The sequence below is a fragment of the Xenorhabdus sp. SGI 60 genome, from assembly GCF_056632175.1.
On the sequence record NZ_CP196860.1, the window covers coordinates 3,626,146 to 3,639,435 of the forward strand.

11 protein-coding genes are annotated in these 13,290 nt (G+C 43.7%); 5 read left to right on the top strand and 6 right to left on the bottom strand.

Annotated elements, in window-relative coordinates; genetic code table 11:
* The first annotated feature begins 6 nt into the window (after positions 1–6).
* From ACSJJG_RS17145 to xni, 5 genes are all read left to right on the top strand, one after another.
* Positions 7–885: an isochorismatase family protein gene (locus tag ACSJJG_RS17145; RefSeq protein ID WP_189759893.1), complete on the top strand. Its 879-nt coding sequence runs from the start codon at positions 7–9 to the stop codon at positions 883–885.
* Entirely contained in the window at positions 882–1,646 is a 765-nt protein-coding gene (dhbA, locus tag ACSJJG_RS17150) for a 2,3-dihydro-2,3-dihydroxybenzoate dehydrogenase (RefSeq protein ID WP_189759894.1), read from the top strand. Before ACSJJG_RS17145 ends, dhbA begins: the two co-directional genes overlap by 4 nt.
* A 371-nt stretch (positions 1,647–2,017) precedes the next feature.
* Positions 2,018–2,863, top strand: coding sequence for an NADPH-dependent 7-cyano-7-deazaguanine reductase QueF (queF, locus tag ACSJJG_RS17155; RefSeq protein WP_481090016.1), 846 nt, complete (start codon positions 2,018–2,020; stop codon positions 2,861–2,863).
* A 104-nt stretch (positions 2,864–2,967) separates the two neighbouring features.
* A complete protein-coding gene (gene ppnN, locus ACSJJG_RS17160) occupies positions 2,968–4,335 on the top strand; it encodes a nucleotide 5'-monophosphate nucleosidase PpnN (RefSeq protein ID WP_481090017.1) in 1,368 nt (455 codons plus the stop codon).
* Positions 4,336–4,357: 22 nt separating this feature from the next.
* The gene (gene xni, locus ACSJJG_RS17165; protein WP_481090018.1) at positions 4,358–5,113 is read left to right on the top strand and encodes a flap endonuclease Xni; all 756 of its coding nucleotides are present in this window, start codon (positions 4,358–4,360) and stop codon (positions 5,111–5,113) included.
* A gap of 105 nt (positions 5,114–5,218) precedes the next feature.
* Here the strand turns inward: xni and ACSJJG_RS17170 are convergent, their stop codons facing one another.
* The 6 genes from ACSJJG_RS17170 to ACSJJG_RS17195 all read right to left on the bottom strand — a co-directional run bounded on the left by ACSJJG_RS17170 (position 5,219) and on the right by ACSJJG_RS17195 (position 12,831).
* Positions 5,219–6,346, bottom strand: coding sequence for a TolC family outer membrane protein (locus ACSJJG_RS17170; RefSeq protein WP_481090019.1), 1,128 nt, complete (start codon positions 6,344–6,346; stop codon positions 5,219–5,221).
* Positions 6,328–6,615 carry a hypothetical protein gene (locus tag ACSJJG_RS17175; RefSeq protein WP_481090020.1) on the bottom strand — a complete coding sequence of 96 codons (288 nt, stop codon included), beginning with the start codon at positions 6,613–6,615 and terminating at the stop codon, positions 6,328–6,330. Before ACSJJG_RS17175 ends, ACSJJG_RS17170 begins: the two co-directional genes overlap by 19 nt.
* A gap of 11 nt (positions 6,616–6,626) precedes the next feature.
* Positions 6,627–7,964, bottom strand: a complete 1,338-nt coding sequence (locus ACSJJG_RS17180) for an HlyD family type I secretion periplasmic adaptor subunit (RefSeq protein WP_481090021.1) — start codon at positions 7,962–7,964, stop codon at positions 6,627–6,629.
* A gap of 51 nt (positions 7,965–8,015) precedes the next feature.
* A complete protein-coding gene (locus tag ACSJJG_RS17185; RefSeq protein ID WP_481090022.1) occupies positions 8,016–9,776 on the bottom strand; it encodes a type I secretion system permease/ATPase in 1,761 nt (586 codons plus the stop codon).
* A 1,130-nt stretch (positions 9,777–10,906) separates the two neighbouring features.
* Complete coding sequence (locus ACSJJG_RS17190; RefSeq protein WP_481090023.1) at positions 10,907–11,227, bottom strand: AprI/Inh family metalloprotease inhibitor; 321 nt, start codon at positions 11,225–11,227, stop codon at positions 10,907–10,909.
* Positions 11,228–11,397: 170 nt separating this feature from the next.
* Positions 11,398–12,831, bottom strand: a complete 1,434-nt coding sequence (locus ACSJJG_RS17195; RefSeq protein ID WP_481090024.1) for a serralysin family metalloprotease — start codon at positions 12,829–12,831, stop codon at positions 11,398–11,400.
* Positions 12,832–13,290 lie beyond the last annotated feature (459 nt).

Sequence of the window (13,290 nt, forward strand, 5' to 3'; positions counted from 1 at the left end):
GACAAAATGAGTATTCCAACACTAAATGATTACCTTCTTCCCACTTCTCAAGAATTACCAACCAATAAAGTGAATTGGCCATTTGATAGCAAGCGTGCCGCCCTACTCATTCATGATATGCAAAATTATTTCCTCAATTTCTGGCAAGCTGACAGTCTGCTCGTCAAGCAGGTTGTTAATAACATTGTGCATCTAAAAGCAATGTGCAAAAAACAGGGAATACCGGTTTTTTACACCGCCCAACCTAAACATCAGGACGATGCAGAACGTGGTTTGCTGAATGATATATGGGGTGCGGGGATAAATCGGTATCCTGAGCAGCAAAGCATTACTCCTGTGTTGACGCCCGAAAGCGATGACACTGTATTAATAAAATGGCGTTACAGTGCCTTTCAACGTTCAGATTTGGAACAACAGCTGAAAGACATGGGGCGTGATCAATTAATTATTTGCGGTATTTATGCTCATATTGGTTGCATGATAACGGCGACAGATGCTTTTATGCGTGATATCCAGCCTTTTTTTGTCGCTGATGCACTGGCTGATTTCAGTTACGATGAACACATCATGGCATTAGATTATATTGCCGGCCGCTGTGGTCGTGTACTAACGACAGAAACATTACTCAATGAAATATCTCCGCAACCTGAATGGACTCGCGAACGTCTCCGCGCTGAAATTTTACCGCTGTTGGATGATGACTGTGGTGATATTGATGATCATGAAAACATGCTGGATTACGGTCTTGACTCAGTAAACATAATGTCACTGGCAGCACGCTGGCGCTATGAAAACCATAATATTGATTTTATCTCACTAATGAAAACCCCAACGCTGGCAAATTGGCTCAGTTTGTTGACGACTAACTCAGAATCAAAACTATGAATATAGCTTTTGATTTCAGCAATAAACATGTTTGGGTGACAGGCGCCGGCAGTGGTATTGGTTATCACATTGCCAGCCGATTTAGTCAGGCCGGAGCGAAAGTCATCGGATTAGATCTGGCATTTCCCGATTCTGCACTTCCTTTTATTGCTTATAAGTTAGATATCAGTGATCCTATCGCCGTCAGTCAGCTTTGCCGCAAATTACTCGTAGCAGAACCTCACCTGGATGTATTAATCAATGGTGCTGGCATTTTGCGAACAGGACGAACAGAAAACCTGAGTTGGGAAGATTGGCAACAATGTTTCAATGTCAATGCTGGTGGCGCTTTTAACCTCTTTCAAGCCGTAATTCCACAATTTCAACAACAACGCAGTGGAAACATCGTTTCTGTTTGCTCTAACGCTGCTCATGTTCCACGAGTTGAAATGTCGGCTTATGGTGCTTCTAAAGCGGCAATGCGTAGCCTGTGCCAAAGCGTTGGGCTTGAATTGGCCCCCTACGGTGTGCGTTGTAATCTGGTTTCTCCTGGTTCAACGGATACGCCTATGCTACGCAATATGTGGCAAGGCGCTGCAACTACAGCCAGGCAAAATATCATTAATGGTTTTCCTGACCAATTTAAGTTAGGTATTCCTTTGAAAAAAATTGCCCTACCGGAAGAAATTGCAGATACAGTTCTTTTTCTTGCCTCAGATCTCGCCAGCCATATTACCTTGCAGGATATAGTTGTTGATGGTGGAGCAACGTTGGGTTGTTAATAAATAGCAAGATATATACCAATCTAACTTCAAGATGCGTGTGATTTCTCCCCGCAAAGCGAGGGAGAAATCAGGTTTCATATCAAGAAACAATAAGTTATGTTGTCTTACTAATGAGCAACTTGAAAGGTAACGCGTATATACCTGCTATTTAAGTTCAATAACATTGATGCCCTTACTTCACCCATTACGCCAATAAAAGCGACAATGATATTTGTTCAGTAAACTGGTGGGGGGAATCAGGTGTAATAAAAATAAAAATACGAACCATCAGGATTCCTTGATACACTACAGATGCTTTTAGTCATCAAGACGCTTTTTGTCATAAAGACTAGCTCAATGATAAGCTTTTTTAGCCTTAAGGAATCCTAATGTCTTTATACCAAGATAATCATGCGCTTTCCCAACTCACATTGGGTAAACCAACGCCCTACCGCGATAACTATGATCCTACTTTATTGCAAGCAGTTCCACGCAGTATGAACCGTGAACCGCTTGAGCTGTTTCCTGATAATCTTCCTTTTCATGGTGCAGATATCTGGACAATGTACGAACTCTCTTGGCTCAACGCACGCGGCGTTCCTCAAGTTGCCATCGGTCACGTCAGCTTAGATGCGGCCAGTGAAAACCTTATCGAATCAAAAAGCTTTAAACTTTATCTCAACAGCTTTAACCAAACTCGTTTTGCGGATTGGGAAACAGTACAAAAAACGTTGCAACAGGATTTATCTGCTTGCGCCAATGGCAATATTGAAGTTGTTCTGCATCCCCTCCACACTTTCAGCCAACAGCCAATTGCCGAATTTGAGGGAAAATGCATCGATAATCAGGATATTGACATTGATGATTATCAGTTCAGTCGCGATTATCTTAACCAGGCAGCAACGGGTCCTGTCATTGAGGAAACTTTGGTTAGCCATTTGCTAAAATCGAATTGCCTGATCACCCACCAACCCGATTGGGGATCAGTGATGATCCGCTATCAAGGTCCTAAAATCGATCAGGAAAAACTATTGCGCTACTTAGTTTCTTTCCGCCATCACAATGAATTTCATGAACAATGTGTTGAGCGCATTTTCAATGACGTAATGACGTTATGCGCGCCTGAAAAGCTGACGGTTTATGCACGTTATACCCGTCGGGGAGGATTGGATATCAACCCGTGGCGCAGTAACGAAGCGTTTACTCCGGCAACCGGAAGATTAGCTCGCCAGTAATCATCGTCTGTACCCTAACCGAACTGCCGGATGAAGTCAGTTATACCCAACAGGGGTATAAATCATTATTGAGAAATCCCCATAAGAGGTAAAAGGAGTCGTTTTTGATTACGCATGTCAATCCATTAGGATCAATGAATTTACTCTCTCAGCTTGAAGTAGATATGCTTAAGCGTACCGCAAGCAGTGATTTATACCGCCTTTTCCGTAACTGTTCACTGGCGGTTCTTAATTCAGGCAGTCAAACAGATAACAGTAAGGAATTACTATCAAAGTATCAAAATTTTGATATCAACGTACTGCGCAGAGAGCGTGGGGTAAAACTGAAACTGATTAATCCCCCCGAAGAAGCCTTCGTCGATGGTAAAATCATCCGTTCCCTGCAAGCCAATCTTTTTGCAGTACTGCGCGATATTTTATTTGTCCACGCACAAATTACCGATGCACAGAAGGCAAATAATTTGGATATGGGAAATGGTATGCACATTACCAATACCATTTTCTCCATCCTGCGCAACGCCAAGGCACTGCATATCTCAGAAGATCCTAATATGATTGTTTGTTGGGGCGGCCATTCCATCAATGAGAAAGAGTACTTGTATGGGCGCAAGGTAGGCAATGAGCTGGGACTACGTGAACTGAATATCTGTACGGGATGCGGCCCCGGTGCAATGGAAGCACCGATGAAAGGCGCCGCAGTGGGACATGCCCAGCAGAATTACAAAAAGAGTCGTTTTATCGGCATCACAGAACCTTCAATAATTGCAGCAGAGCCACCTAATCCGCTGGTGAATGAGCTAATCATCATGCCTGATATTGAAAAACGCCTGGAAGCCTTTGTCCGTATCGCCCATGGCATCATTATCTTCCCCGGCGGAGTGGGAACGGCAGAAGAATTGCTGTATTTGTTGTCTATCCTGATGCATCCTGAAAACAAAGATCAAGTTCTGCCTCTGGTCTTGACGGGTCCCAAAGAGAGCGCCAATTACTTCCAGGTGTTGGATGAATTTATCGTTAATACTCTGGGGGAACAGGCACGCCAGCACTATCGCATTATTGTGGATACCCCCTCAGAAGTCGCCCGTATTATGAAAAAAGCCATGCCGAAGGTCAAAGAAAAGCGCCGCGCAACCGGAGATGCCTATAGCTTCAACTGGTCACTGAAAATCAGCCCGGATCTACAGTCGCCATTTATTCCAACCCACGCAAACATGGCTGACTTGAATTTATACCCAAACCAGCCAGCAGAAAAACTGGCCTCAGCGCTACGACGTGCCTTTTCTGGTATTGTGGCAGGCAATGTCAAAGAAGCGGGTATTTACGCCATAGAAAAACAAGGGGCATTCAAGATCCACGGTGATGCAGATATCATGCATCGCATGGATGACCTGTTGAAAGATTTTGTCGAGCAGGATCGCATGAAACTCCCCGGAGGCACTGCTTATGAACCCTGTTATGAGATAATCACATAAAGCGCGGATACCTTTTCTCACCATGATACATCTTCTGATTGTAGACGCCTTAAACCTGATTCGGCGCATCCATGCAGTACAGGGCAGCCCTTGCATTCCTGCCTGTGAACATGCGTTAAAGCAGTTAATCACCCATGCATCACCGACTCACGCGGTAGCGGTATTTGATGAAGCTGATCGCAGCCATAGTTGGCGCCATCAGCTGTTCCCGGATTACAAAGCGGGCCGCTCTGCCATGCCGGACAACTTACAGCAAGAAATGCCCTTAATTAAGCAGGCATTCAACGCGCTGGGGGTTGCTTGCTGGCACGCTCAAGGGCATGAAGCGGATGATTTAGCCGCAACACTGGCAACAAAAGTCGCCAATAGCGGGCATCATGTCACCATCGTTTCAACAGATAAGGGCTATTGCCAGCTCCTTTCCCCTAATATCCAAATTCGTGATTACTTCCAAAAACGCTGGCTGGATCTGCCTTTTATTCAGCAGGAGTTTGGTGTTGAACCTCACCAACTTCCCGATTATTGGGGGCTTGCCGGTATCAGTAGCAGTAAGATCCCAGGTATTCAGGGAATTGGTCCCAAAACGGCCGCCCTCCTGCTGCAACAAGCGGGTTCGTTGGATAATTTATTCCAAAATCTGGACGCCCAACCGGATAAATGGCGAAAGAAATTAGCGTCTCACAAAGAAATGGCTTATCTCAGCCGTGAAATTGCTTCACTAAGAACCGATCTGTCACTACAGGGTAATTTGCAGCAATTGCGACTCATCAATAGATAAGAGAAATACCGCCTACGGGCGAAATAAACGGTGTTCACTGTGCGTACTTATCATCTCAAGCGAATAAATTATATTGTTCTTCTGTGTGACCCGTTCTCCCATATTTCAACCAAAATAATCAGCAATTAACTTAATATGTTCAGCTTGTAGTTGACCGGATTCATTTAATAACCCAATCCACGCTTTCATATAGTCATATTTTGCCTGAGAGAGTTCACGATGGGCGGTATAAAGCTGTTGCTCGGCATTCAAGATATCGATATTCACCCTCTGCCCCAATGCCACACTTTTTTGCGTCGCCTTCACTTGTAATGCAGCCGCTTCCACCGCCGTTTCATAGGCGCGTATCCGCTTTTCACCATTCACACAAGCGTTATAATTGCGCCGCAGTGCATTCAGGATTTCCCCCGTCTGTGCATCCATTTCGAATTTAGTCTTGCCATAATTTGCGGCTGATTGGCGCACCGCTGCCGCAGTGCCTCCACCATTATAGAGATTCATGGAGAGTCGCAATCCAATGGAATCCGTCCGGTATTTTTGGTCAATACTGTTATCGCTACTGGATTTATTTTCGCTATGGGAAGCGTATAGCTCCAGTTTCGGCAGATATCCCGCCCGGTTACGCTCGATATCGTGATATGCGACATCCACTTTTTGGCGGGCAGCAGCCAGCTGTGGATTCTGACGTAATGCCCGTTGTTCCCAATCGGCGTAGTGTTCTAAATCCAGTTTGATGGTTTTGAACTGCGGTGAGTCGGATAAACGATTAACCGGCACATCTACTGGCAACGGTATGCCGACTAATAACTGCAAGTCACGGATAGCGGCATCCAGCTCATCTTGCACCGCTAACTCATCAGCCAATACCTGACTGTAACGCGCCTGAGTTTCCGCCACATCGGTGCGGGTGCCTTCACCGGAAAAAAACAATTTCTGGTTATGTTCCAGTTGCTCTTCATAGGCAATCCGCTGTTGAGCAACCTGTGCCAACCGATCCTGCGCATAAGCGACCGCCACATAACTGTTCACTACCCTGACCGCCAATTGCTGACTATCAGCCCGAAAACGGCTATCACTCATCAAGGTATAAGCCTGACGGGTTCGGTAACGCGCCCATGCCTCAAAATCGATCACCGGCTGGGTCAAAATAATCGCACCACTATAGCTATCATACTGCCGGTCACGGCTCTCCTTGACGACCCTTCCCCGCTGGTCTAAAGATTGTGAGTCCATCTTTTGCCAATTCTTGGGACATTCTGGTAACTAAAAGATAGCTTGGGCAACAATTCCGCCAGCCCAAGGTTTTTCTCCTCCTGCCCCGCTTCCTGTTCTTTGATCGCAGCCTGAAACGTTGGATCGTGCTGCAAGGCCAGCGCATAAGCCTCCGTTAAGGAAAGCGCACTGGCAAAACGGGGAAATAACACCAGCAGCCATAATAATATCGATACTGGCAATACCTGCTTAAAAAATAGGGTCCGGCTATTGGCAATATTGTGATACATCAACATCCCCATTACTCCTCAATCAGCGAGGTAGACGCCCTGTCCATTAATGGCTTGAACAGATAACTCAACAACGAACGCGAACCTGTTTTGATGAATACCTCAACCGGCATCCCCGGTTTGATATTTAATCCTGCCAGTTTCTCCATGCCTTCAGGACTGACTTTCAATCGCATCTGATAATATGGCTCTCTTGTACGCTCATCCACCAAACGGTCAGCCGAAACCACCATCACCTTGCCCGTGACTTTCGGTGTCCGGTTCTGGTTAAACGCCGTAAACATCAAATCGACATCTTGCCCTACGGTAACTTTATCAATCAGGTTCACCATCAAACGCGCCTCAACTTCCAGCGCACGCTGAGTTGGCAGGATCTCCATTAGTTTCTCACCAGCAGCCACGACACCACCTTGGGTAAATACGGTTAATCCAACCACTGAGCCATCCACTGGCGCAATAATAGAAGTGTGTGACAAATCAAATTGTGCCGTTTCCAGCTTATTTCTAAGCTCATTCGCCAGAACCTGTACATCGGCCAACTGGCTGCGCACTTCACGTTGGTAATCTGCCTGACGCTGGATAATCCGCTGCTGCGTTTCCTGCCGCTGCTTTTCAAGCTGGCCAATTCTCCCTGTCATCTCCGCCATGCTGCCACTTAATTCACTTTGGCTACGCAGTAATTCCAGATAACGGTTACGGGGAAAATAGCCCTCTTCAGTCAAAGGCCGCAAATTTGTCACCTGTTCTTTAAGCGAAACTTGTTGCTGCTGTTTACTTACCAGCGCTTCCCGCAATCCCCTGATTTGAAAATTCAGTCCCTCTTCGGCCTGCTGCATTCCCGCCAGATCACTACGCAGCATCTCACGACGTGATAAAAAGAGCTGTTTCTGCAAGGCCAGAATTTCATTGATGCGTGGCTCCGACTGCTGATTCAGTAGCGTAGGCGGAAAAACAACCGCATCCTGACCTCGCTGTTCTGCCAAAAGCCGGGCTTCTGTAGCCAAAGTGGTATAAAGCTGCTGTTTCAGGGAATCAATTTGCGCATTAACCTGTACCTGACTGAGCTGAACCAAAACCTGCCCGGCCTTGACGTGATCCCCTTCTTTCACCTGGATTTGTCTGATAATGCCATTAACAGGGGATTGTACCGTTTTGCGATTGCCATCAACCACGACAGCACCAGAAGAAGCCACCCCTTTATCGAGTGGCGCAAATGCTGCCCAGATGAAAAACCCGACAATGCCGATCCCTATAATCAGCCAACCTATTCGCAGGTAACGATTTGCATCCAGCGGCAATAATTCCGACACCTCGTTTTGGGCATCCTTTGCGTTAGTCTGATAAGACATCTTTACTCCCAGATCGAAATATCCCAAGGATTGAAATATGGCTGAATCATGTTACGAGGCACGTTCGACCGCTTTTAACTGTGACTGTGACGAAGATTGAGACAGCGCTGCCATCACTTGCTGGGAAGGGCCAAACATTTTCATTTTCCCCTGCACCAATAGCAAAATTTTGCTTGTTTGCGAAAGCAATGAAGGCCGGTGAGTGATAACGACCACGGTTTTCCCCTGCTCCCGCAATTGTGCGATTGCATGACTGAGGGCTTTTTCACCCACATCATCCAGATTCGAGTTAGGTTCATCCAACACCACCAGCGATGGGTTGCCATACAAGGCACGGGCCAAACCTATACGCTGTTTTTGTCCACCGGATAAACCCATCCCTCCCGCGCCGATTACCGTGTCATAACCCCGCTCAAGATTGAGCACCAATTCATGGACACCGGCTTTTTTCGCCGCCTCAATAACTTTTTCAGGTTCAACAGCATTAAAACGGGCGATATTCTCCGCGATCGTACCGCCAAACAGTTCAATATCCTGTGGAAGATAACCAATGGATGCCCCTAACTCATCTTTATTCCATTGGTAGATATCCGCATCATCAAGCCGGACAACGCCTTCTTGCGCGGGCCATATCCCCACCAGCAAGCGAGCCAACGTCGATTTCCCCGATGCACTGGGACCAATCACGCCCAGCACCTCACCGGCATTCAAGGTAAAGCTGATATCCTGCAAGACATATTGGCTATTGGGTGATGAGCCATTTTGCGAGGCTTGAGCCGCCCGTGTTTTACCCGGCGGCATTGCGGATACTTTTTCCAGCAACAACACGCCTTTAGGCGCGGGCAATGACATGCCACTTTTGCGTTCTGGTTGAGTTTTCAGTAGCTTGTCCAGCCGTTGCCAGGATAAGCGGGCAGCACTCCAGCTCTTCCATGCCTGTATCAACTGTTCAATCGGCGACAGCGCTCTTCCCATCAAAATGGAACCTGCAATCATCATCCCAGGTGTAATACTCCCTTCAATCGCTAACCAGCCACCTAAGCCAAGAATCAACGACTGCAAAGCCATACGTATCGTTTTGGTCAACGCCGTGATAGCGGCCGAACGTTCACTGGCAATACGCTGAAAATTGAGAAAACGCTGATGCAAACCAAACCAGCGGTGACGCAATGCCGGCAACATGCCTAGCGCTTCAATCACTTCGGCATTGCGTAAGTTGGTACTGGCTAAATTGGCTGAGCGTAAAGAAAGATGGCTGGCTTCCGCCAAAGGCGCTTGGGATAACCACTGGTTCAATACTGCCAATGTGATCAAAATGATCGCCCCAACCAATGCCAACAACCCCAAATACGGGCTGAACAGGAAGATGACGCAAAGATAAACCGGAAACCAAGGGGCATCAAAAAAGGCAAACAGGGCATTGCCGGTCAGAAACTGGCGGATAGTTGCCAAATCATTGAGCATCTGCCCGGCATCGGTGGAACCGTTTCTCAAGTTGGATTCATACGACGCGGTATAAACCCGCTGGTTCAGGCACATATCAAACTGGCTACCAATGCGGATCACCACCTGACTTCGGATATATTCCAGCCCGCCCATCATGGCGAACATCCCCAGTGTGATCAACGTCAGCATCAGCAAGGTTATTTCATTACTGGATGGCAGTACGCGATCATAGACTTGCAGCATATAAATAGTGGGAACCAGCATCAGCAAGTTGATGCATGCCGTAAATAATCCAATAGTCCAGAAGACCTTACTGCGTGCACGGATAACATCCGTGATTTCATCCTTCGGAAAGTGTAGTTTCACTATAATCCCTTCGACATCACTAAAGGACTTGCAAAAATATCATTCAAGCGAATATGAGTTAATTAAGCCTAGTACTTTTCCCCCTTTTTTTTTACAACGCATTAACTGGCTACTTGATATGTTTACCCACAATACTATTTTTCTTTTTAAAAACAACAAGATATATTAACAACAAAAAAAACAATAATTAAATTTTTAAAACACGTTTTTTTTTTCATTAGGGGGGGGATAACCTTCACCTCTGTAAACAGTAATGATTTATAAGAATTTCAAAAACCCAATATACTATATTTCTTAAATTACTAAATTTATTTTCCTGATTTTTTTAATTTAACGACATGATTCCAAGTGTTAATAAAATACGTGCACCCAATACAACCAAGTATACTTGCATTCTCCTATACTGAATCATGGTTTTATAAAATTGTTTTACACGTCAAACAGAGAAAAATAAAATTGCAGTAAAGTTCTGAAAAATTCAAAATACCTATTTTACAGAGGGGGTAGAAAAAAGGGAGGATTACTTAAATTATATATATTCTTCAAGAAAAAATCCTAAACTAAGGCTAAAAACAATCCTATATGTATCTATAAATGTTATATATATAGTAAATCTATTACTCATAGCCTGACGTATACCGACATACTGTAGGTTTTCATTTAGCATCGAACTATACTTGTTATGCAAAGCGAACGCCTTAATTATTTACTAACATTATTTATATATGTACTTTGTAATGCTAATAAAAAAGTAATATAAAAATTAAATTAATTGGATAATATAATATACGTGATGTTATGTTAGACTCTGTTATAAATAAGCTCAATAAAATATAAAATAAATATAATATTTATTATATTCTTTTTTTAATTCAAAAAAAATATAGCGTATTAAAGAGTATTTAAAAAGATATAACATTTATGCTACTAGGAACTTAAGTAAGTAAACTAATTTAGTTATTTTAATTTTATTCATTGACAATATAAGTTAAAGTTCCTTTATCAAACAAACTTACTAATGAGAAAACATATCCAGAACATACAATAGTTTTAAATTCTTCCATCCCCCCATACTGCACCTCTCACCAGTTTTTTTTTTTTCTTTTTCCCCACCCTACCATAAAAAATGGTTACTTATATGCGCCGCTAAATGTCATAACCAGTTCCCTGCCATCAACAAAGTAAGCAATCCACTGTTCTGATTCATGGCTAAAAAAGGCCAAGCTATTACCCTCATTATCGGTCAATGTGATGCCATCTGGAGATGGATACCATCCCTCAACAGGTTGCCCAACCAACTCAGTTACACACGCATTACCTTTCAAAGCCCAAAGCGAACCTTCGGGTAAACGGATATCGGTCAGTTCAATACTGCACTGCTTATTTCCATCGGAGAGTTGCCATAATCCTTTCAACTCACCCGCGCTTGGAAGCCTTAAACTACTCGCCATACATCCTCCGACAAAAAAGAGAGCTAAAATTATTGATAAGAGCGATTTTGATCGATAAAACCGACAGCCACAAAGCAAGAAGTCCACCTTTTCCCCCTTTCCATCATCTCCATAATACTGCCGTATCCTGAGCGGAATACGGCGGTATTCTATTAACGTGATGACATCAATTAGACGATGAAATCTGCCTCAGTCAACGGTTGACCGATAACTTTCACCAGAAAATCGTTGCCAGCCAGATCACCACCAAGACTGATTTCCAGATCGGTTACCTCATTCACTTCATCATAAGTGAACAGCACTTCGCCCGCCTTACCTGAGAAGGAATCGACAAATTTAATATCGCTATTACCCCCGAAATTGAACTCAGACAGATCGATCTTGTCTTCACCAGAGACGAAATCGTGGATCCAGTCTGGATTGTCTTTCAGTGATTCTTTGCCATCCAGGTAAACAAAGGTATCGTTACCTTCACCCCCCCACAGATGATCACCGCCCAGCCCCCCATAAATGATGTCATTGCCTGCGCCACCTTTCAGGATGTTGTCTGCACTGTTACCTACCAGAATATCATCGCCGCTGCCGCCAATCGCGTTCTCAATAACAACACCACGGGCGATAGAAACGTTGCCTTTCAGACCGCCAACATCAGAGAAAGCACCTTCATTCAGGTTGATACGCTGATTTTGAGTAAAACCAGAGAAATCAAAGGTATCTTCACCACCCGCATCCCAGACACTGAATACCAGTTTGCTGTCAGCGTCAGTAGCGGTCATAAAGTCGCGGTCAGTATTGGAATTGAAACCATATATGGTATCTCCCTTACGGGTTTCCATATTCGCACCATACAATTCCTGAATGGCAGAGATATCATTCACCAGGGGCGCCGATGAATATTCATATTTAAAATCTTGGCCGGTATATTTTTCACTGAAATAACTCATGACCGTATAAGCACGAGTATCTTCGAAATATTCTGCTTTAGTGATATAGCCTGGACGCACTTTATCAGAAGCATCATAATCGGCAGGATGTTCCAGTCCTAATGCATGACCAATTTCATGAGTGAAAGTCTGACGGGCATAACCATTCACATCAATATCATTGTCTACAAAAGTATGGCTTTTAGCGTGATACCATGTAAAAGCGTTTTTTTGTCCTTGTGGCAAAATTGCAAAGGCATAATCATCGTTGTCACTATGATCAAAGAAACCAAAAGTGATATTCGCTTTTTTAGCACTACTTACTTCGGTAAATTTAATATTGGCAACATCAGACCAGGATTGTAAAGAAAGTTTCGCTGTTTCTTTTTGTTCTTCATTAAAAGCACTGAAGCCAGAAATTTCAAACAGCGGCATTATAGCCGGTGTCGATTCCATGAAATGATACGATAATTCCAAAGTGCCAGAAGAATCAACATACTTATTGGACCACTTATAATGACCCCGCAGAAGCTCATCAGGCGCATTATCTCCTAATGGATCATGAGCAACCCGAATAGAGGTGTCGTAATTTGGAACATAGGCTTTAAGAAATGAATTAACTTCCTGAACGGAATTGGAATCAGATAACTCCGTATAGGTATGCTTTTTCTTTGAGGCCATATAAATCTCCTGTAAAAACAAGATAAACATCCTAAAAACCCGAAATTTTGATAATAACGGAGGTAAGAGTTTTAAATTCTTTCTAAGGCCCGCCTAGAAATAAAACTCCAGAATAAAATAGCGTTAGTTACTGTCTATGTAAAAATAATTAATATACTTTTTTAGAATACATATTGAACAAATTTAATTTATGTAATTAATTATTAATTTCTCAATGAAATTTTTTTGATAATAAAAAAACAACATGATTTAGTAATAAATAATGTTGTCTTTATCTGCTAGAAATTGATCTTAAGAAAGAATTATCTCTTTACCTGTTTTTTCCCTACTTTTTTAAAGATGGGTTATTTTTTATTCAACCTGAAATTAATTCCACATCTCTGGGTTTCACATTGTGTATCTGGGATAAGGGTAACTGAAATAGTTGAATTAAGTGGTATGACAACAGATAAATAGGAT